The organism is Acidimicrobiales bacterium (assembly GCA_030747595.1).
In the GTDB taxonomy this organism is placed as follows: Bacteria; Actinomycetota; Acidimicrobiia; order Acidimicrobiales; family MedAcidi-G1; genus UBA9410.
Genome location: JASLKK010000007.1, coordinates 1 through 20,752, shown reverse-complemented (window position 1 = coordinate 20,752; position 20,752 = coordinate 1). Strand labels below are relative to the sequence as shown.

Here is a 20,752-nt window from a genome sequence, read left to right as displayed (position 1 = left end):
GAGGCCTACTTTTAGGTAACGGTTTCTCAGGGCCCCGCCATTTAGAGACCCAGCAATGTGCGGGCCGGGGCGTCGGCGCGCATACGGCCCCGAGCGACCCGGACCTGGACCTCGGTGGTGCCTTCTTCGCAGTCGGCCACGTGGGCGCACCAGCCGCAGAGAGGTCCGACCCGCGCTTCGAACTGATCGGATGAGCAGGCCTTCCCGACGCCGTCCCACGTCTCGACGAAGCGACCAACCGCTGCCTCGAGGCCGTCCTCGGTCACCGGAGTCTCCACGACGCTGTTGCCGAGGAAGTAGAGGCGTCCGCGGCTGGGACGTTCGCCCCGGTGGTCCTCCACGGCGGCGGCGTAGAGCAGGACCTGGTCGAGCTTCTCGGGGACGTCTCCCGGGCGGGGGGCCTTGCCTGTCTTGTAGTCGGTGACCACTAGTCCGTCGGCCGTGTTGTCGAGGCGGTCGATGATCCCGAAGAAGGGCACGCCGCCGACGGTGGCCGACACCTTGGCCTCGGTGGCCTCCACTTCGACTTGGGCCGGGTCTTCGAACTCCCAGAGATTTTCGATGGCCGTCCAACCCCTCCACCGGAACTGCCGTTGCGCGTCATCATCCAGGGCCAGAGCGATGAAGTTGCCGTCGTCCCGAGTTTCGGGCCAGGCCGTGGCAGCCAACTCTCGCGCACGATCGGTGGTCCGACCTCCGGCTGGTTCGGCGCAGAGGAGCTCTAGCACCCGGTGGACGAAGGTCCCCAGCAGGGCGGCCTCTCCCGGCGGGTCGGACCGCTTCTCGACGTAGCGGAACCGCCATCGTCGCTGGCACTGGTTGAAGAGGCCGGCTGACGAGACCGAAAAGGAGCGGGGAGGGGAGGGCATGGGTTGAGGGTTCCTAGACGTCGAGTGCGGCGGGGTCCAGCAGGGTGCTGTTGGCAATGAGGTAGTCACGGCGCTGAGTGACATCGGCACCCATGAGAATCTCGAAAAGGTTTGCCGCGTCGGCCGCCGCCTTGCCGTCCTCCATGGTGAGCCGCTTGAGGACCCGGGTTTCCGGATCGAGCGCACACTCGGCAAGCTCCTCGACGTTCATCTCACCCAGACCTTTGAAGCGGTTCCACCGGAGGTTCTCGACGTTGCGTCCACCCTTTGCCAGCGATGCCGTGATCTCGTCGCGCTCCTCATCGGTGAACGCCCGGTGGACGGTGTCGCCGACCCGGAGTGAGTACAGCGGTGGCTGGGCGGCAAAGACCCGACCTTCGGTGAGGAGAGGACACATGTACTTGTGGATGAGGGTGAGGAGCAGGCATCGGATGTGGCTGCCGTCCACGTCGGCGTCGCAGAGGATGACGATGCGTCCGTAGCGCGCCGCGTCAATATCAAAGTCGTTACCCGATCCCGCCCCGATGGCTGTGAAGAGGGCCTGGGCCTCAGCGTTGTCGAGGACCTGCTTGAGGGTGGCCTTCCCGGCGTTCACCACCTTGCCTCGCAGGGGAAGAATGGCTGTGTTCGCCGAGTTTCGACCTGCCTTCGCTGGTCCGGCGGCCGAGTCGCCCTCCACGATGATGAGTTCGGAGTCCGGGCCGTGAGTCCGGCAGTCGGCCAACTTGTCGGGCATCCCGGTCGAACCCATGCTGGCAGCCTTGCGGCGGGTCTCCAGCATCTGCTTGGACGTCACCCGGTTGATCACCGCGTTGGTCAACTTGTCGCGCACCGCGTTGATGTGGGTCTTGGGCCCGCCACCGCTGAACCAGTCGGTGAGGCCGCCCTTGACCACCTCGTAGACGATTTTCTCAACGGCCGGGGTTCCTAGCTCCTGCTTGGTCTGGCCCCGGAACTGTGGTTCGGGGAACACCACCTTGAGCGCAGCAACCAGACCCTCCTGAACGTCATCCTTGGTAGCCCGGTGCTTGTTCTCCTTGGCCAGCTTGGCCAGCTTTCGGGTGTCCTTGAGGAGAACGTCGTTGACGGCCCGGGTGAGTGCCCGATCGAAGCCCGCCGAGTGCGTACCACCGTGGCTGGTTGGAATGGTGTTCACGAACGACTCGACCCGGGGGTCGTAGCCCTTGACCCACCGAAGGGCGACCTCGACGGTGCATTCCCGGTCGACATCGCTCATCTTCCCGTTGACCGGAACCCGTTCGGTGAACTCCGAGATGCCCGACAGGGTGATGATCTCGCAGGCGTTGTCGCCGACCGATAGGTGGTCAACGAGGTCTGCCAGGCCGCCTCGGGACACGAACTCGAACGGCTCGGCGCCGCCTGCTCGTTTGTCGACTAGGACGACCTTCACGCCCGGCACGAGGAAGCACGACTGCACGATCCGTTCGCGGATTTCCTTGGCATCGACGTGGGCGTCCTCGTCAAAGATCTCCCGGTCGGGCCAGAAGCGTATGCGGGTGCCCGTCTTGTTCTTGGAGAGGCGCTTGACCTTGGCCAGATCGTGGCTGGCCTTGAAGGCCGAGCCGGAGAAGTGGCCGGCCACTCGTTCCTTGAACGAGAGTTCGTGGGTGTGGCCGTCACGGTCGACCTGAGCCACCAGTTTGGTGGACAGGGCGTTGACCACCGAGGCGCCTACACCGTGGAGGCCACCCGATGCGCCGTAGGCGCCACCACCGAACTTGCCTCCGGCGTGCAGCTCGGTCAGGACGACCTCCAGCGCCGAGATCTTCCGCTTGGCGTGGCGGTCAATTGGGATGCCCCGGCCGTCGTCGGCTACCTCCACGGAGTGGTCGCGGTGCAGGGTGATATCGATCTTGCGGGCGAATCCGGCGGCAGCTTCGTCGACCGCGTTGTCGAGCAGCTCCCAGACCAGGTGCATGAGTCCCGGTCCGCCGGTGCCGCCGATGTACATGCCGGGCCGTTTTCGCACGGCATCCAACCCCTCGAGGGTCTGGATGGCATCGGCGTCGTAGCCCGATCCCTTTGACCTGCTCTTGGATTGCGCGGCGGCCACTGTCACCACCTCGGCGGCCCGATGGCCAGGATCTGTCGTTCCGACGCAGCGCTCACCAGGTCACGCTTCGTGGCCTCCAACATGAGCGGTACCGGTGTGGGGTCGGGCTTCTTCGCGTCGTCGTCGCTGGTCATGATGGCCAGCAGGCCGATGGTGGGCCCCACGTGGGCCGTGCTGAGTGAGGCGCCGTCGGCTAGGCGTGAGACCCGGACACCAATACCGCCACGACCCTTGGCCTCTAGTTCGGACAGCGGCGTGGCCTTCACTGAGGAGTCGTCGGTGACGGTCACCAGAGTGTCGTCACCGAGGGCGGCGGCCGCGGCGACCACGGTGGCCCCATCGCGGAGTTTCATCCCGGCGACGCCGCTCGCACCCCGCCCCTGGACGCTGATGCCGTCGACTGCGGTTCGTAGTACCTGGCCGTCGGAAGCCACGAAGACCACGTCGATACCGTCGGGAGCGGTGAACGCGGCGGCCACTCGATCGCCGGCCTTGAGCTTCATGATCGTCTTCCCGCCTCGGGTTTCACGAACCTCGGCCATGGTGAGGCGCTTGGCTGCGCCTTGGGCGGAGACCACCACGAGGTGTTCGTCACCGTCGGCCACCACGGTGTGGATGATCTCGCCTCGGTTTGTACCGAAGGCTTGGGCGGCGCCGGCTCCCCGGGCCCGGCCCTCGCCGTCGGCCAGTTCGGCGGGCAGGACCTGCAGGGCCCGACCCTCGGACGTGACCGCGGTAACCGTGGACGTGGTTCGGGTCAGCAGCTGGGCGACCAGCACGTCGTGGCGGCCCGGCGTGGCCCGCTTGGCCCCCTCCGCCGGCAGCCGCCCGATTTGTCCGGAGGTGGAGAGCGTGACCACGCAGGGCTCGTCGACCACATCATCGGCCACCTCGATGGAATCGAACACCGGGAGGTCATCAGGGTTCACGATCTCGGTACTGCGATCCCGACCGAACTGCTTGACGGCCTCACCCAACTCGTTAAGCACCAGCGTGCGTTGGCGAGCTTCGGACTCGAGGAGCTTGGTGTGCCCGGCAATGGCCGCCTCGAGCTCCGCCCGTTCGTCCTCCAGGCGACGGACCTCTAGGGCGGTGAGCCGTTTGAGCGGCATGTCCAGGATGTGGTCGGTCTGGACGCGGCTGAGCGAGAACCGTTCCATGAGGGCGTCGCGGGCTGTCGCCGTGTCCTCCGAACCACGGATGATGGTGACCACCTCGTCGATGGCTTGGAGGGCCACCAGCAGGCCGGCCACGATGTGAAGCCGCTCCTCGGCACGATCCCGACGGTAGGCCGTCCGGCGGACGACGACCTCGAGCCGGTGGTCGATGTAGTGGCGGCACAGGTCGTACAGGCCGACGGTGCGGGGTTCGCCATCGACCAGCACCACGTTGTTGATGCCGAAGGACTCTTCCATGGGAGTCAGGCGGTACAGCTCGCCAAGCACCGCTTGGGGGTTGTGCCCCGGCTTGACCGTGACCTGGAGTCGGAGCCCGGTGTGACGGTCCGAGAGGTTCTTGAAATCGGCGATCCCCGCCACCTTCCCGGCTTCGTTTAACTCCTTGAGCTTGCTGATTACCCGCTCGGGGCCCACCAAGTAGGGCAACTCGGTGACCACGATGGCCTGGCGGCCCTTCCCGGCTTCCTCGACGTGGGCCCGGGCGCGGATCCGGATCGAACCCCGGCCGGAGGCGTAGGCGTCGCGGATGCCGTCGTCGACCACGATGCCCCCACTGGGGAAGTCCGGACCGGGGAGGACGGCCAGCAACTCGTCGACCGTCGGCTTGGGTCGTCGCTGCTTCATGACGAGAGTGACCGCGGCATGGATCTCGGCCAGGTTGTGGGTGGGCATGTTGGTGGCCATTCCCACGGCGATCCCGGTGGTGCCGTTCAACAACAGGTTGGGGAGCAGCGCGGGGAGGTGGGTGGGTTCGGTGGACTCGCCGTCGTAGGTCGGTCGGAAGCCCACCGTGTCCTCATCGAGCTCGCGGACCATGGCCATGGCGGCTTCGCTGAGCCGGCACTCGGTGTAGCGGGGTGCGGCCGGCGGGTCGTCCAGCGAACCGAAGTTGCCCTGGGGGTCGATCAGAGTCATGCCCCGGGAGAATGACTGGCCCATGCGAACCAGGGCGTCGTAGATCGCCGAGTCGCCGTGCGGGTGGTATCGACCCATGGTGTCGCCGACCACCCGGGCACTTTTGCGGTGCGGGGTATCGGGCCGGATGCCCATGCGGAGCATGGAGTAGAGGATTCGGCGTTGCACCGGCTTGAGCCCGTCACGAATGTCGGGGATGGCCCGCGACGTGATAACCGACAAGGAGTAGGCGAGGAAGGACTCCTTCATCTCCTGCGCGACGGAGACATCGACGATCTCGCGGGCGTAGTCCATCTCGTCGGGTATGAGCTTCTGCTGCTTGCCCATGGGTGCGGTCGGTGATCCTGGTCTGTTTGGTCGACGGGCAGTCTGTCGTAGGGGTGTGACAGCGATTGGTGGCCCGCTGGCGACCGTACAGGCGCGGGCCCGGTGGGCCGCGGCAGAAGGAGGCTGAGGTCAGTTCAGCCGCGGACGCGGCAGCGGGTGACGCCGGTGACAAGCTCGTCGAGGGCATCCAAGAGTGCAGACCCGCCGACCGAGCGGAGCCGGGCGGCTTCACCGGCCGTCCACGGGTGGTCGATGTGATCCGGTGTGAGGCCGGCCTGACACCAGGTTTCACCAACCATCCGGAGGGCATGGTCCACCCCGGGGTCACCGCAGGCCACGAGCAGAGCACCGGCTTCGTCGGCGTTGAGGCCGGGTGGTGAATCGACCCGGGCGGAGAACGTTCCCAGACGAAAACGGAGGGCTTCCGTGGCGATGCGGGCGTGGTTCATCACCTCTGAAAATACCCGTTCCGGGCGGGCTGTTCGGGGATGTCTCCGGTCGAGGAGCGGCGCAGGGTCAGTGAGGGGGCGGCAGACAGCAGTCGGTTCGGCAGGTCCGGACCGACGCCGGGTCGTGTCCCAGAAACAGGTCGACGACCATGTCTATGAAGCGCGGGTCGTCATCAATCGCGCCGGCCCGCTGGAAGGCCACGCCGGCCCGTTCAGCTCGGGCGGCGGCCTCCACGTCGAGGTCCCAGACGATCTCGAAGTTCTCTACTGGGAAACCGATGGGCGAGACCACCACGGCATCCACACCGGCCACTGCCAGAGCATCGATCCGGTCGCCCACGTCGGGTTCCAGCCATGAGGTCTGGGGTGAACCGCTTCGGGACTGCCAAACCAGTTCGCGGTTGTAGCGACCGGCTGGATCCACCCGCTGGGCAACCAGCCGGGCTACCTCGTGAAGTTGGGCTACGTAGTCGCAGTTGGCGGCCATGGTGCTCGGGATGCTGTGGGCTGAAAAGAGGAGGTGCGCCCGGTCGCGACGGTCGGCAGGCAGTCGGTCGAGCGCCTCGGCGAGTCGATCCGCTGCCGGTTCGATCAGACCCGGGTGATCGTGGTGGCTACCAATACGGTCGACAACCGGGGCGTCGGCCCCCACGGCGGTCTGGGCCGTCTCGATGTTCTCGATGTACTGGCGGCAAGTGCTGTAGGAGGCGTAGGGCGACGCCACCCAGGCCACCGCCCGGCGCACGCCGGCGTCGCGCATCTCGGCGATGGTGTCGACCAGCAGGGGAGCGGCGTTGCGGTTCCCCCAGAAGACCGGCGTGTTGACACCACGGTCGACCAGTCGCTCCGCCACCCTCGCCTGCAGGGTTCGCAACCTTGCGTTTAGCGGCGAACGGCCACCGACGGAGCGGTAGCGGTCGGCAACCTGGGCCAGTCGTTCCGGGGGAATGGGTCGTCCAGCCGTGACCCGGGCCAGGAATGGATCCACGTCGTCGATCGACTCCGGTCCCCCGAAGGCCACGAGCAGCAGTGCTTCGTACTCTCCGGAATCGTCGATCATCGGGTAACCCCTGGGTTCGGGTTCGAGGCCTCAGCCCTCGACTACGAAGTGCGACAGGTCCTCGGCCAACCCGGAGCGGACAGCATCGGCAATCACGCCGCGGGTGGTAATGCGGGTGCGCTTCATCGCACCGCGGCCGACTCCGCCGGCGACCCGGGCGTGGGCCACCGCAGTGTCGAGGAGATCCTCGGCATTGACCACCTCATCCAGGTAGCCCGCGTCGATTGCCGTCTCGGGGTCGTACATCTGACCCAGAGTCGCCCTTGCCACATGGCGCTTGGACAGGCGATCCCGCATCAACTCGGTGGCGAAGAAGGGGAGCGGCATACCGATGGTCAATTCGGGCATGCCGATCTTGAACTCGCCGGCCGTACCGACCCGGAGGTCCGACGACATCAGGATGATGGCACCCGCCGCGATGGCATGTCCGGTGCAGGCCACGACGACCGGTCGGGGGAACTGGTAGATCCGGAGGAACACATCGACGCCGGCGGCCAGCATCTCCTTAGGTCCGTTGCCACCGGCCTTCATGACCGATAGATCGAAGCCGGCCGAGAACCGGCCAGGTCGACCGACGATGACCACCGCGTCGGCACCGGAGGCATCCACCTCGTCCAGCGCAGCCAGAAGCGCGCCTAGAAGGTCGTGGCCCAGTGCGTTGGCCTTGCCGTCGTCCATGGTGATGACCGCTACGCCTGCGTCGGTCGGGCCGTCCGTGTACTGGATGGTCACTGGAGTCGGGGTCGTCTCGTCGCTCATGGCGGCGAACCTACTGGTGGAGGCTGATGGTCGTCCCAACCGGCCAGCCAGATGACGGCCCGCCAGAGAAAAGCCACCGGTACCATTGCCCCATGGGCGACATTCTCACCACGGAACGGGTCATGGAGGTCAGCGACGGTGCGCTGAACAAGGTGCTGGAGGTCCGCGACTCGCAGGACGACGGCGAAGACCCCACCACGCTGTCCCTCCTGATCGACGTGACCGGCGTGTCAGGCGTGGACTACGTCTATGACCTGGCCTTCGTCCCAATCGTCGAGTTGCCCGACGATTGTCACCGCTGGACGGTCAGTGCAGACGCTGATGGAAAGACCGGCGCGACCCTCGACATGGCGGTGGGTGATGAGAGTCGCTCCAAGTTGGCTGGCGCCACCCTCGACCTGCCCAGTAACCCGGTGCAGGGCGGGCTGGTGATCCGTAACCCCAACCGTCCCAACCCGTTGGGGGACGTGGGTGAGTTGGAGTTGACCGGTGAGGTGCCCGAGCGCATCGAGCAACTCCTCGAGAAGACGGTTAATCCGATGCTGGCCTCCCATGGTGGTTTTGCGACCCTCATCGGGGTCGATACCCATACGGCGTACGTGACAATGGGTGGCGGCTGCCAGGGTTGTTCGATGAGCCAGGCCACCCTCACCGAGGGGATCCAGCGGGCCATTGTCGAGGCCGTGCCGGAGATCACCGATGTGGTGGACGCCACCGATCACTCGGCGGGCGACAACCCCTTCTATTCCTGAATCGCTGCTCCGTACCGGCGTCGGAATGGCCGGTCCTGAGAGGTTCCGCTGGGCTTAGCCGAGGCGGAAACGGACGGAAGCGGCTACGCCGGGACCGTCGAGGCCAAACGACGCCAGCAGCGCGTCGGCCGGACCGTGGGCGTGGTGGGCCACCGGTACGCCTAGTACAGCGACACGCGGCATCGGCGTTTCGGCCCGTGGCGGCCGCGCCGCCAGGGCATCCAGCACCCCGGTGCCGAATCCGCCCTCACGGAATCCGTCCTCGATGGTGACCACGAGCCGGTGTTCGGCAGCGTTGTCCAGCATTTTGTCGTCGAGTGGCCGGATGCACCGCGGATCCCACACGGTGGCGTCGATGCCGTCGGTGGCCAGTTCGTCGGCCGCGGCCAGGGCGGCGGCCAGCATCTTCCCGGCACCCAGCAGGCACACCTGACCGTCCCCGGCTCGAACTTGGCGGGCGGCCAGACCCCGTCCCACCTCGTCCCAGCCTACGTGGGGGGCCGGCGTCTTGGACCAGCGGATGGCCACCGGGCCGTCGGTGATGGCCATCGTGTCCTCGAACATCTGCTGCAGCTCCTGATAGGAGGACGGGGCCAGCACCGTCATCCCCGGCACCCGGGACAACAAGACCATGTCCAGCACCCCGTGGTGCGAGGGGCCGTCGTCGCCTGTGATGCCCGCCCGGTCCAGACAGAACACGACCGGGAGGCCGTGGAGGCCGACGTCAAGGTTGGTCTGATCGAAGGCCCGGCTCAGGAACGTGGCGTACAGGGCGATCACTGGGCGAAGGCCGCCCATGGCCATGCCGGCTGCCGCGGTCACCGCGTGCTGTTCTGCGATGCCCACGTCGAAACAGCGGTCGGGGAAACGGTCGCGGAACGGAAGGAGGCCTGTGGAATCAGGCATCGCCGCGGTGATGGCGACCAACTCCGGGTGGGACTCGGCGGCCTTGAGGAGCGATTCGGTAAACGCTTCGGTGTAGCTGCCGGGCTTCACGCCACCCGTGTCGTGCATGTGTTTGATCGGATCCTGTTCGGCTGGGGCGTGGCCTCGACCCTTCTGGGTCAGCACGTGGACCACGACCGGTCCGTCGAACTCGGCAGCGTTGGTCAGGGCGTCTTCGACCTCGGCGATGTTGTGGCCGTCGAACGGGCCCAGATAGTGGACGCCAAGCGCCTCGAAGAACGCCGTCGGCTCGAACATCTCGCGCAGCGCGGCCTTGGTGGCATTGATGCCCCGCTCGATTAGATCGCCCACCCACGGCAGGCGTTCGGCCAGGTCCTCAAGGTGGCGCTGTCGGCGCATGTAGGTCGGGTTGGAACGGATTCGGATGAGGCTCTCCGACAGGCGACCGACCGTGGGGGCGTAGGACCGCCCGTTGTCGTTGAGCACCACGGTTACTGGCAGGCCGCTGTGGCCGAGATTGTTGAGACCCTCGAAGGCCATGCCGCCGGTCATCGAACCATCGCCGATCACCGCCACGACCCGTCGGCGGTCGCTGTTGGTGGCCCGTGCCGTGGCCAGGCCGTGGGCGTATGACAGCACGGTCGACGCGTGGGAGTTCTCGATCCAGTCGTGGGCCGATTCATCTCGGGACGCATAGCCCGACATCTGCCCGGCCTGGCGTAGTCCGTCGAACTCGGAGACCCGTCCGGTCAGGAGTTTGTGGACGTAGGTCTGGTGGCCGGTGTCGAAGAGGATGGCGTCCCTTGGACTATCGAAAACCCGGTGGAGAGCCAAGGTGAGCTCCACCGCGCCCAGATTCGAACCAAGGTGGCCGCCGGTGCGGTCCACGGTGTCGATGATGCGTTGGCGCAATTCCGTGGCCAGCGCGGCGAGTTCCTCTGGGCCAAGGTCGCGGAGGTCGGCGGGGGACCGAAGGGCATCGAGGCGCACGACGGAAAACGCTATCGCGGCCCAGCCGAACCGGTTCAGCGGGGCCGGTTCAGTTAGCGCGCAACCGGTGGTGGAGTCGGATCCAGGCCCGGACCAGCACGCCGGCCAGCAGCGTGCCGGCACCCAGGGCCACCAGCCCTCCAGCGGCGTCCAACCAGAAGTGGTTGCCGGTGACGATCACGGCGAACAGTGTGGCCACCGGGTAGGCGACGGCCAGCGCCCTGACGGCGCGTGTCCGGACCGTTGGCCAGATGACCAGCGCACACCACGTGGCCCAGGCGAAGTGAAGGCTGGGCATCGCCGCGTACTGGTTGCTAACGCGTTGCATTGTCCCCGAGTCGAACGACCAGAGCCCGCCGACGTCGGTCACCGTGTCGACGTAGGGATGCATGTGGGCCAGACAGGCCCCAAACGTCCCGCAGTCTGAAAGCAGCCGTGGTGGCATGAGCGGAAATAGGGCAAAACCGATCAGGGCCAGCCCTGTCGTACACAGGAAGGTCGAGCGGTGCCGCGCATACAGGTGCGGGAAGCGCCGGTACACCCAGACCAGAGCGAACACCGTCACCGCGAAGTGAAACGTCCCGTAGAAGAGGTTCCAGAACTGGATGAACCACCGGTGGTCGAGGAAAGCCTGTTGGATTTCCAGTTCCCGGTAGAGGCCGATCGATCGTTCCAGGTCGATAATCCGTTCGGCATTGGCCAGCGCGTCGGCCACCGACACGGACTCGGATCCGAAGAGGTTCCGGATGGTGGAGTAGACGGCGTAGAAGCCGAAGACGAGGAGGATCTCAACCCACCAGTGGAGTCCGCTGCCCGGCCCGGCTGCACGCCGGGGAAACCGAACTAGACCCGCGCCGGGCACCGTTTCGTCATGTTGTGATGCGGGCTGGGCCCTCGCGGGAACGATTTGCACGGTTCAGGTGAGGTCTCCGTTGACCCTGTCGAGGAACCGGTGGGTCTCGACGACCACTCGGATGATGCTTGCTGTGGCCACCACGGCGTCGCCCACCGTGGCCGTCGCCCCGAAGGTAAGACGGCGCCCTTCGACGCCTTCGAGGACCGCCTCGGCGGTGACGCCGACGCCAGGTGCGGTGGGGGCCATGTGGTCGACGTGGATGCGCATACCCACGCTGGTCTCGCCATCGGCCAGCGAGCCGTCGAGTGCCTCGACCGAGGCTTCCTCCATTAGGGCCACCAGTCGTGGGGTGCCGAGGACCGGCACTTCGCCGGAGCGGAGGGCGATCGCCGTGTCGGCATCGGTGACGGTGTGGGAGGCGCGACCGCGCAACCCTGGCATCGGGGGCACAGCGGTACCCTACGCATCCGCCCGGGCCCGACCGGGACACCGGCCCGGACCGGGCGCACAGGATCAGGAGCATGATGATGGCTGACGGCAACGGTTCTTCCGGCATACCGGATACCGGGAGATTGGAAACGGGCCTTCTGGATTCGGGTCTGCTGGCCGACACGCTCTCGGTCGCCATGGCAACAGGTGGCGAGTTTGCCGAGGTGTTCGTGGAGGATCGGCGGTCCACCTCGGCGGTGCTCGACGACGGTCGGATTGAGGAACTGTCCAGTGGCCGGGATCGTGGCGCGGGGATTCGTGTTGTGGTGGGGGAGACCACTGGGTTTGCCCATACGGCCGACCTGTCGTCGGTCGGTCTGCGAAACGCGGCGGAGGCAGCATCGGCAGCGGCCCGTTCGGGTGGCGGTGGTGTGCGCGAGGTGGTCCTTGATGGCCCCTCGGGCCCCTCCTCGGCGGCGATCGGGATGCTGCCCGCCGATGTACCCAAGGCCCGCAAGGTGGCGCTTCTGGAACGGGCCGATGCTGCGGCCCGTTCGGCCGATGGCGCCATAAGTCAGGTCTCGGCCCGCTACGGGGACTCACAGCGGCGAATCCAGGTGGCCAACAGTGAGGGGCTGTTGACCGGTGATCGCCAGATCCGCACCTTCTTTTCTGTCTCGTGCGTGGCGTCAGGCGACACCGGCCTGCAGACCGGCCGTGAATCAGTCGGCCACACCGTGGGGTTTGAACTCTTCGATTCTGTGGACGTCGATGATCTGGCTCGTCGGGCCGCCGGCCGGGCGATCACCAAGCTCGAGGCGGTGCCGGCACCCAGCGGCGAGATGCCAGTTGTGGTCGGCCCGGGCGGCGGCGGGGTGCTCTTCCATGAGGCATGCGGCCACGGCTTGGAAGCCGACCTGGTGGCCAAGTCGGCGTCGGTCTTCGCTGGTCGACGCGGCGAGATGGTGGCCACACCGACGGTCAGTCTGATTGACGACGGCACGATGGCCGGAGAGTGGGGCTGCTTTGCCGTTGACGACGAGGGCCGCCCGGCGCAGCGCAACGTGCTGATCGAGGACGGGGTGCTGACCGACTACATGTGGGACCGCCTCCGGGCCCGCAAAGAGGGGCGCGAGGGATCGGGCAACGGTCGTCGCCAGAGCTACCGGCACCTGCCCATGGTGCGGATGACCAACACCTATCTAGAGGGCGGTCTCGACGATCCCGAGCAGATCGTGGCCGGAACTGACCATGGCGTGTACGTGGCCCAGTTGGGCGGCGGTCAGGTCAACACGGCCACCGGGGACTTCGTGTTCGGTATGACCGAGGCTTACCTGATCGAGGATGGTCGCCTCACCGCTCCGATCCGCGAGGGAAACCTGATCGGCAACGGCCCGGAGGCCTTGTTGGCCATCGACGCCATTGCCGGTGACTTCGCCATGGGGTCACCGGGGACGTGCGGAAAGGACGGTCAGGGTGTCCCGGTGGGTGACGGCACGCCGACGCTGCGGGTTTCTCGGCTCACCGTCGGTGGAACGGCGGCCTGACGTGACGGGCACACGAGATGACGAGGCGGGTCTGTTGGCCATTGCCGAACGGGTGGTAGCCATGGCTGCCCCTGGCGAGGCCATCGAGGCCGTCGTGGTCCATGAACGTGAAACGGAGGTTCGGGCCTACGAGGGGGAGATCGAGTCGCTTACCTCGGCCGAGTCCCGGGGCATCGGCGTGCGTGTGGTGCGCGACGGACGTCAGGGCTTCGCCTACGCGGGCACGTTGGATGCCGATGCCCTGATCGAGGTGCTGGGCGAGGCCCGGGACAACGTGGAGTTCGCCACCCCCGACGAGCACTGTGCGGTGGCCGAGCCTGATGGTGTCCCGGTCGCCGACCTCGACCTGTACAGGCCGGCGTTGGTCGCCCACCCGACGGAGGCCAAGGTGGCCATGGCCCTCGAGTTGGAGCGTCTCACCCGGTCCGCTGACCCTCGCATCAGTGGTGTGGAGTCGGCTGAGTACGGCGACTCGGCGTCGGTCAGTGCGGTGGCCACTACGACCGGTATCCGGGCCACCAGCCAGGAGACCGGCTGTTTCCTTTCGGCCTATGCGCTGGCCGAGCAAGATGGCGAGACCCAGACCGGCTTTGGCTTTTCGCTGGGACGTGAACCGGGGGACCTGGATGTCGCTACCGCAGCGGCCGAGGCCGCCGAACGTTCGACCCGCATGTTGGGGTCCGTCAAGCCTGCATCAGGGCGGATCGCCGTGGTACTCGACCCATGGGTGAGCGCCCAGTTTCTGGGGATCGTGGCCGGCACCCTCAACGGCGAGTCGGTTCAGAAGGGACGGTCCCTGTTTGCTGACCGCCTAGGGGATGAGGTGGCCTCGCCGCTGCTCACCCTGGTCGACGATCCCACGGACCCGGCGGCCACCTCAGCTACGGCGACCGACGGAGAAGGCTTGGCTACGCGCCGAAACGTGCTGGTTTCCGGTGGTCGTCTCGAACGATTCGTGCACAACAGCGAGACGGCCCGTCGGGCTGGTACGACGTCCACCGGTTCGGCGGTCCGGGGCTACTCGTCAACGCCGGGCGTCGGGGTTCGGGCCGTGTCCATTCGGGGCGGGGACCGAACGCCGGCTGAGTTGGTGGCCGGGATCGATGACGGTGTGTTAGTCCAGGGCGTCAGCGGGCTGCACTCAGGGGTAAACCCGGTCAGTGGCGACTTCTCAACGGGCGCCGAGGGCCTTCGGATCCGGGGTGGCGAACTGGCCGAACCGATCCGTGAGTTCACCATTGCCTCGACCATCCAGAAGATGCTCACCGACCTGGTGGCCATTGGTGACGACGTTCAGTGGCTGCCCATGCGGGCGGCCGGAGTCACACTGGTTTTCGGCGAGCTGACAGTCTCGGGGGTGTAGGGCCCAGCCCGCAGACCATGCCGATCCTGCACGCCATCCTGTTGGGCCTGGTGCAGGGCCTGACCGAGTTCCTGCCCGTCTCGTCCAGCGGCCACCTAGAACTCGTGCCATGGCTATTGGGTTGGGAGGACTTCGGTGGCGATGGTCGCTTGGAGGATGCCTTCGAGGTTGCCCTCCACGTGGGCACCCTTGCCGGAGCGGTGTTTTACCTGCGGGCTGACGTGGTCCGGTACCTGCGGGCCGCTCTGACCTGGATTCGGTCCGGTGTCGGCACCGTTCCCGTCGGGGATGCCCGGACGGCCTGCCTGCTGGCTGTGACTGCGGTGCCCACGGGGATCCTTGGTGTGCTGGTGGCGTTCATGATCGACGACCTCGGGGACCGGATGTGGTTGGTGGCCACCTGCCTGATCGTGTTCGGACTTGTGTTGTGGGCCACCGACCGCCGTGGGGCGACCGCCGGTGAGGCGACGAGCCGGGGCATGGCTGACCTCTCCTTCCGCAACGCCATCGTTCTGGGAGTGGCTCAGGGTTTAGCTTTCCAACCTGGAGTGTCTCGTTCGGGGGTGACCCTGAGCGTTGCTCGGTCGCTGCGGGTGGAACGCACCGAGGCCGCCCGACTGGTCTTCCTGATGAGCCTGCCGGTCATAGCCGGGGCGGGCCTGCTGTCGGCCGTTGACGTGACGGTGCCCGCCGGTTGGTGGCCCCCGTTTCTCGCTGGGATGGCGGCCGCCGCGGTAAGTGGCTGGTTTGCCGTCCATGGCCTACTGCGCCTGCTGGCCCGGATCGGACTCGGAGGGTTCGCCGCCTATCGCGTGGTAGTGGGCCTCGGGGTCCTGGCCCTGTTGGCTACCGGCGTCCGCTAGTCGACTGGCGACGGTTCGGCGACCAGCGCGGGCATCAACGCTGGTATCAGATCACTCCGATTGAGGGCGCCGGCGACCTAGGGCATCCGGTCGGCGGGTGCGACAACGATCAGGGTGTGCTCGTCGAGGTCCAGCACCGGTCCGACTCGACCATTCGTCGTGCCGTGGGCATACCCGGCGATTCTCCTGATGCTCCACCAGGGTCGAGTCGACGGCCCACAGGGAGACCAGGCCATGCGGTGGCGGGCGGGCCATGCCCGAAGTCGAGCGGTGGGGTAGGACACGGCCCCCGGGGGGACTAGGTACGTCAGAGAGCGTTCCTGGTCAGGTAGCGCTGGGGGTTTTGCTGCCTGAGGCACTGCCCGACGATGCCTTATTCGCTGAGGGAGTCGAGGCGGCATCGCTGGTCGAGCTGACCGAGGAGGTGTCCTTCGTTCCGGACGAGTCGCCACCGGACGACGAGGCGTCCGAGGAGGTTCCGTTCGAGGACCCCGAACCCTCCGACGCGGAATCCGACGAGTTGCTGGTCGACAAGGCCTTCTCCGAAGAATGCCCGCCGGCCGAGGACCCGTGGTCGTTCTTGTAGAAGCCGTCGCCCTTGAATGAGATGCCCACTCCGCTGAACACCTTGTTGACCGGACCGTGGCACTCGACGTCGATGCAAGTGGTTAGAGCGTCGTCGGTGAACGACTGGCGTAGTTCGAACTCGCCCTCGCAGGTCTGGCAGCGGTACTGGTAGGTCGGCATGGCGGAGAGGCCTCGGCTCGTCGGGTCGTGGCAGTAGGAGGGGATGTCGGCAGGTGGTCGACGGGCGAACGGTGCAGCCTACCCGTGCCTGTCGGGCACACTGGCGGGGTGGACATTCCTGCCGGGCTCGGAGCCTGGGCCCTTGTAGTGGTGGCGTACCTGCTTGGCACGGTGCCGTCGGCCCAATTGGTGGCCGGTCGGCGTGGCGTGGATCCGACGACCGAGGGGTCCGGTAATCCCGGTGCCACCAACGTCTATCGCACGGCCGGTCGGCGGGCAGGGGTGGCCGTGTTCGTGGCTGATACCGGCAAGGGTGCGATCGCCGCAGGACTGGGCCTGGCCTTGGGCGGGCGACCGCTCGGCTTGGCCTGCTGGGCGGCGGCCACGCTTGGGCATGTCCTCCCGGTGACCCGCAGATTCCGCGGTGGGAAGGGCGTGGCCACCGGTGGCGGTGGTGCCATCGTGCTGTTCCCGGTTGTCGGCTTGGCGGTCATGGCACTGTTCGCCCTGGTGGCCCGATTCTCGGGTAAGTCATCGCTGGGTTCGGTCACCATCTGCATCGCCTTACCCGTCGGCGTCGCTGCGACCAGTCGTGGTTGGCCAGACTTTCTGGTGGCAACCGGCATCTGTCTGGTAGTGCTGGTCCGACACCGGGCCAACATCCGTCGCCTCATGTCAGGCGAGGAGCAGGGTTGGGGTCGATGATCTCCCTAGCCGAGGCCCGTGAACACGTGCTTGGTCGCTGCGAGAGGCCGGACCCTGTTGAGGTGGCGTTGTCCGACGCTCGGGGCCTGGTGCTCGCCGAGCCCGTCGACTCGCCCGAGTGCGTTCCCCCGTTTGCCAACACGGCGATGGACGGCTTTGCCGTGCGGGCGGCCGACACCGTGGGGGCGCCGGTGGTCCTCGAAGTGGTGGGCACGGTGGCCGCGGGCGTGGATCCGGTGGTCGCAGGCATTGAGGTCGGATCGGGCACCGCAGCGCGGATCATGACCGGGGCGCCGATGCCGCCGGGCGCCGATGCCGTGGTGATGGTCGAACGCACCGAGATGGGGGCGGACGGGGCGACCGTCTCGGTGGCCATCGAGGTGCCGGTGGGTAATCACGTACGGTCTGCCGGCGAGGACTTGGTGGCCGGCGACCGGGTGTTTGAGGCCGGAGCGGTCCTGAGCCCGGGGCACCTCGGAGTGCTGGCCAGCATCGGTGTCCTCTCGGTGGTCGTTCACCGTCAACTTCGGGTTGGGGTGCTGTCCACCGGGGACGAGTTGCGAGACGGGCCCGGGGCGCTGGCTCCCGGCCAGATCCGGGACGCAAATCGACCGTCTCTCCTTGGCCTGCTCGATGAACTGGGCGTCGATGCGGTCGATCTGGGCCGGGTGGTCGATGACGAGGGAGCCATCGAGGCGGCATTGCTCGACGGGGCCTCCCGGTGCGATGCCGTGCTGACCTCAGGCGGCGTGTCGATGGGCGACTTCGACTACGTCAAGGTCGTTCTGGACCGGATTGGCGACATGCGTTGGATGCAGGTGGCCATCAAGCCGGCCAAGCCCTTGGCCTTCGGTCGGATCGGTGGCGTGCCGGTGTTCGGGCTTCCCGGCAATCCGGTGTCGTCGATGGTTTCCTTCGAGTTGTTCGCCCGCCCGGCCCTGCGGGCCATGTCCGGCCATACAGGGACCGACCGGACCTGCATTCGGGCGGACGTCGTCGGGGGCTTGCCTCGTCATGCCGACGGCAAGGTCCACTTCGCCCGGGTGGGCGTCGAGGTGGTTGACGGTCGGTTCCGGGTCCGGTCGGCGGGCGGCCAGGGTTCCCACCAACTGACGGCCATGGCGGCCGCAGACGGCCTGGCCGTGTTGCCCGACGGTGACGGGATACCCGACGGTGGCGAGGTCGACGTCTTGTTGCTGGGTTAAGGGTTGTCGAATCGGTGTCCGCCGGACGCGGTGGGTGACGGCGAGCCGTACGCTGGCCCAGTGGTCCTCCCCCTGATCGACGGCTTCGGCCGGGTGCACCGTGACCTCCGCATCTCGGTGACCGACCGGTGCAACTTCCGGTGTGGCTACTGCATGCCCGCCGAAGGCCTCCAGTGGTTGCCCCGAGCTGAACTACTCACCTTCGAGGAGATTGAGCGGGTAGCCCGGCTGCTGGTCGAACGCCATGGGATCGACAGCATCCGTCTCACCGGTGGAGAACCGACGGTGCGGGCCGACCTGCGCCGTCTGGTGGCGATGCTGTCCGCCCTCGGGGCGGACCTGGCCCTGACTACCAACGGCTCCACCCTGGAGCTGGCTGCGTCCGGACTGGCCGATGCAGGATTAAAGCGAATCAACGTCTCGTTGGACTCGTTGCGGGCCGATCGGTTCGCCGAGTTGACCCTGCGCGACGAACTTGGTCGGGTGCTGAACGGAATCGACGCGGCGTTGGCCGCCGGTCTGGACCCGGTGAAGGTCAACGTGGTGGTTATGCGAGGCGTCAACGACGACGAACTGGTTGACTTTGCCCGTTTCGGTCGGGACCGGGGTGTGATGGTCCGGTTCATCGAGTTCATGCCGTTGGACGCTGACGAGGCCTGGACCCACGAATCGGTGGTGGGCATCGACGAGATCGTGGCCCGGGTGGGAGAGGTGTTTCCGCTGGAGCCCATCGACCGGACCTCGGCCCCAGCCAGCCGGTTCCGCTACCTCGACGGTGGCGGTGAGATCGGGGTGGTGGCCAGCGTCACCCGGAGCTTCTGCGATTCGTGCGACCGGATCCGCCTCACCGCGGATGGTCAGTTCCGCAACTGTCTGTTCGCCGTGAACGAGTTCGACGTCCGGTCGCTGCTGCGGTCGGAGGCCACCGACGACGAGGTCAGTGCCCTGCTGGAGCGTGCAGTGGCCGCCAAGTGGGCCGGTCACGGGATCGGTCGGGTGGAGTTCATCCGTCCGGCCCGTTCCATGTCCCAGATCGGCGGCTGATCCGGTGCCTGAACCAGCGGGGACAGACGGCTTCACCCACCTCGACGACGAGGGTCGGGCCCGCATGGTCGACGTGGGAGGCAAGGACGCGACCCGGCGACGGGCTGTGGCCCGGGCCAGGATCACCATGCAGGCCGAGACCGCCGAGGCCCTGAGGCTCGGCAGGGTGTCCAAGGGCGATGTGCTCGCCGTGGCCCGGGTGGCCGGGATTCAGGCCGCCAAGCGAACGTCGGAACTCATCCCACTGTGCCATCCGTTGATGTTGAGTTCAGTGGTCGTGGACCTGGTGGTCGGGCATGCTTGGGTGGACGTCGAAGCGACGACTGAGACCGTGGACCGGACCGGCGTTGAGATGGAGGCGTTGACCGCCTGTTCGGTGGCTGCCCTGGCCATCTATGACATGTGCAAGGCCGTGGACCGCTCGATGAGCGTGGAGTCGCTCGGCCTGCACGAGAAATCGGGAGGCCGCTCTGGCGACTGGCGACGGGACGACCACCCTGCGTGACTCCGCCGGGGGCTTTATCGCGCCCTGCGCGCGAACATTCGCGCGCTGAGCGCGTAGACATCCACCATTTAGTAGGGAAGCCCTACTACCTTCCCTCGTTATCCACAGGGGTACGAGCGGACCGAAGGGTGGATCCAAATGAGGCATCGTCAATGCTGATCCTTCTGGGACTCGGGGTTCTCTGGGCTGCGGTCCTGTTGCCGCCCGTCATCCGCAATCGTGACGTCCTGACCCGCCCGTTGGCGGCCGTGGCCTCGGTCGGTCGATCAGCCAGCCGGGTAACTGTCGGATCAGCCGCCCGATCAACGGGTCGGCCGAGGGTAAGCGCCTCGCTGTCCGGCGTCAGGTCGCGCCGTCTGCGGGCATTCCGTTCGGCCGCCACCTCGGTTCCCGATGACGTCGGTTCGGCCCGCCGCCGCCGCCGCGACCTGCTCCTGACCCTCGGAGGTGTCGCCGTCTTTACGTTCCTGGGTGGCGTGGCCGTAGGCGGAGCGGTCTGGATGGTCCACTTCCTCGTCGACCTGCTGCTCGTCGGCTACGCCATGCTGGTCACCCAACGCCACCAGTTGGAAGCCGAGCGACGCGAGACGGTCATCCCCTTCCGGATGGACGGCCCGCTCATGGGTGGGCTGACCGGCACGTCGGCCATGCGCGACGAGGCCGTGCTGAGCCGCCGGGCCAACTGATCCCGATACCATCGCCCCCGGTCGCGGGGGTGTAGCTCAGTTGGCTAGAGCGCTACGTTCGCAACGTAGAGGTCGTGAGTTCGATTCTCATCACCTCCACCATGACCGATAAGAGTCGAGGTATCCGGGGTCATCCGTCCCGGATACTCAACGGTGAGGCCTGTTGTCGTATGGGGCCAGGTGCCTCGGAGCGTTTGAGCTGCGTCTACCCCTCGAGTGGCCGATTTGGCCCGTTTTGGGGCTGAATCCGTACCCAAAACTGCACCCTGCTGCAGACCCCTGAAAAACCCCTAAACGCCCTCTGTTTCAAGGAAGTCGACGGGCCGTGACCAACCCCTCGGCGCGTTTAGCCGACCAGCAGCCAGACCAGAACGGCCTATTCGAAGATCACTCCGGCGGCTGGGTGGCCTCTGAACCGGTTCGGCCAAACCAGTTCAGAGCATGCAACGGGGGCGCTTAGCGAGACTGACTAGAGCAGACCCGGTCTTTGACGCCTAGGTTGTCAACCGCAGGAGGGAGCTGG

At 66.8% G+C, this 20,752-nt stretch carries 19 protein-coding genes and 1 tRNA gene; 11 read left to right on the top strand and 9 right to left on the bottom strand.

The genetic code is table 11. The annotated features are described in order from the left end of the window. Nucleotides 1-41: 41 nt before the first annotated feature. The 6 genes from QF777_06925 to QF777_06900 all read right to left on the bottom strand — a co-directional run bounded on the left by QF777_06925 (nucleotide 42) and on the right by QF777_06900 (nucleotide 7,631). A complete protein-coding gene (locus tag QF777_06925) occupies nucleotides 42-869 on the bottom strand; it encodes a PD-(D/E)XK nuclease family protein (protein MDP6911285.1) in 828 nt (275 codons plus the stop codon). A 13-nt stretch (nucleotides 870-882) separates the two neighbouring features. Next, nucleotides 883-2,943, bottom strand: coding sequence for an ATP-binding protein (locus QF777_06920; protein MDP6911284.1), 2,061 nt, complete (start codon nucleotides 2,941-2,943; stop codon nucleotides 883-885). Nucleotides 2,944-2,945: 2 nt separating this feature from the next. Continuing rightward, nucleotides 2,946-5,363: a DNA topoisomerase 4 subunit A gene (locus QF777_06915; GenBank protein ID MDP6911283.1), complete on the bottom strand. Its 2,418-nt coding sequence runs from the start codon at nucleotides 5,361-5,363 to the stop codon at nucleotides 2,946-2,948. Nucleotides 5,364-5,497: 134 nt separating this feature from the next. Further along, the gene (locus QF777_06910) at nucleotides 5,498-5,812 is read right to left on the bottom strand and encodes a hypothetical protein (protein MDP6911282.1); all 315 of its coding nucleotides are present in this window, start codon (nucleotides 5,810-5,812) and stop codon (nucleotides 5,498-5,500) included. Nucleotides 5,813-5,879: 67 nt separating this feature from the next. Beyond that, nucleotides 5,880-6,872: a ferrochelatase gene (gene hemH, locus QF777_06905; GenBank protein MDP6911281.1), complete on the bottom strand. Its 993-nt coding sequence runs from the start codon at nucleotides 6,870-6,872 to the stop codon at nucleotides 5,880-5,882. Between the two features lie 30 nt (nucleotides 6,873-6,902). Then, complete coding sequence (locus tag QF777_06900) at nucleotides 6,903-7,631, bottom strand: crotonase/enoyl-CoA hydratase family protein (GenBank protein MDP6911280.1); 729 nt, start codon at nucleotides 7,629-7,631, stop codon at nucleotides 6,903-6,905. A 92-nt stretch (nucleotides 7,632-7,723) separates the two neighbouring features. Between QF777_06900 and QF777_06895 the strand changes: the two genes are divergently transcribed. Beyond that, entirely contained in the window at nucleotides 7,724-8,383 is a 660-nt protein-coding gene (locus QF777_06895; GenBank protein ID MDP6911279.1) for a NifU family protein, read from the top strand. A gap of 54 nt (nucleotides 8,384-8,437) precedes the next feature. On the opposite strand, the gene dxs is transcribed toward QF777_06895, so the two are convergent. Genes dxs through QF777_06880 form a run of 3 tightly spaced genes read right to left on the bottom strand, consistent with a single transcriptional unit; the run spans nucleotide 8,438 to nucleotide 11,576 of the window. Continuing rightward, nucleotides 8,438-10,279 carry a 1-deoxy-D-xylulose-5-phosphate synthase gene (gene dxs / locus QF777_06890; protein ID MDP6911278.1) on the bottom strand — a complete coding sequence of 614 codons (1,842 nt, stop codon included), beginning with the start codon at nucleotides 10,277-10,279 and terminating at the stop codon, nucleotides 8,438-8,440. 49 nt (nucleotides 10,280-10,328) lie between these two features. Beyond that, nucleotides 10,329-11,141, bottom strand: a complete 813-nt coding sequence (locus tag QF777_06885) for a phosphatase PAP2 family protein (GenBank protein MDP6911277.1) — start codon at nucleotides 11,139-11,141, stop codon at nucleotides 10,329-10,331. Between the two features lie 54 nt (nucleotides 11,142-11,195). After that, nucleotides 11,196-11,576: a hotdog domain-containing protein gene (locus QF777_06880; protein MDP6911276.1), complete on the bottom strand. Its 381-nt coding sequence runs from the start codon at nucleotides 11,574-11,576 to the stop codon at nucleotides 11,196-11,198. A gap of 80 nt (nucleotides 11,577-11,656) precedes the next feature. Between QF777_06880 and QF777_06875 the strand changes: the two genes are divergently transcribed. From QF777_06875 to QF777_06830, 10 genes are all read left to right on the top strand, one after another. Then, entirely contained in the window at nucleotides 11,657-13,111 is a 1,455-nt protein-coding gene (locus QF777_06875; protein ID MDP6911275.1) for a TldD/PmbA family protein, read from the top strand. Further along, nucleotides 13,095-14,474, top strand: coding sequence for a TldD/PmbA family protein (locus QF777_06870; protein ID MDP6911274.1), 1,380 nt, complete (start codon nucleotides 13,095-13,097; stop codon nucleotides 14,472-14,474). Before QF777_06875 ends, QF777_06870 begins: the two co-directional genes overlap by 17 nt. A 17-nt stretch (nucleotides 14,475-14,491) precedes the next feature. Continuing rightward, a complete protein-coding gene (locus QF777_06865) occupies nucleotides 14,492-15,337 on the top strand; it encodes an undecaprenyl-diphosphate phosphatase (protein ID MDP6911273.1) in 846 nt (281 codons plus the stop codon). 343 nt (nucleotides 15,338-15,680) lie between these two features. Next, the gene (locus QF777_06860; protein MDP6911272.1) at nucleotides 15,681-15,923 is read left to right on the top strand and encodes a hypothetical protein; all 243 of its coding nucleotides are present in this window, start codon (nucleotides 15,681-15,683) and stop codon (nucleotides 15,921-15,923) included. A 269-nt stretch (nucleotides 15,924-16,192) separates the two neighbouring features. Next, nucleotides 16,193-16,789 (top strand): glycerol-3-phosphate acyltransferase, encoded by a 597-nt coding sequence (locus tag QF777_06855; GenBank protein ID MDP6911271.1) that lies wholly within the window; start codon nucleotides 16,193-16,195, stop codon nucleotides 16,787-16,789. Then, nucleotides 16,786-17,994, top strand: a complete 1,209-nt coding sequence (locus tag QF777_06850; GenBank protein MDP6911270.1) for a molybdopterin molybdotransferase MoeA — start codon at nucleotides 16,786-16,788, stop codon at nucleotides 17,992-17,994. Before QF777_06855 ends, QF777_06850 begins: the two co-directional genes overlap by 4 nt. 60 nt (nucleotides 17,995-18,054) lie before the next feature. Beyond that, nucleotides 18,055-19,038, top strand: coding sequence for a GTP 3',8-cyclase MoaA (moaA, locus tag QF777_06845; GenBank protein MDP6911269.1), 984 nt, complete (start codon nucleotides 18,055-18,057; stop codon nucleotides 19,036-19,038). A 4-nt stretch (nucleotides 19,039-19,042) separates the two neighbouring features. Further along, on the top strand, nucleotides 19,043-19,543 hold the full coding sequence (gene moaC, locus QF777_06840) for a cyclic pyranopterin monophosphate synthase MoaC (GenBank protein MDP6911268.1): 501 nt from the start codon (nucleotides 19,043-19,045) through the stop codon (nucleotides 19,541-19,543). Between the two features lie 152 nt (nucleotides 19,544-19,695). Continuing rightward, the gene (locus tag QF777_06835; GenBank protein ID MDP6911267.1) at nucleotides 19,696-20,229 is read left to right on the top strand and encodes a hypothetical protein; all 534 of its coding nucleotides are present in this window, start codon (nucleotides 19,696-19,698) and stop codon (nucleotides 20,227-20,229) included. A 25-nt stretch (nucleotides 20,230-20,254) separates the two neighbouring features. Continuing rightward, nucleotides 20,255-20,331, top strand: a tRNA-Ala gene (locus QF777_06830). Nucleotides 20,332-20,752 lie beyond the last annotated feature (421 nt).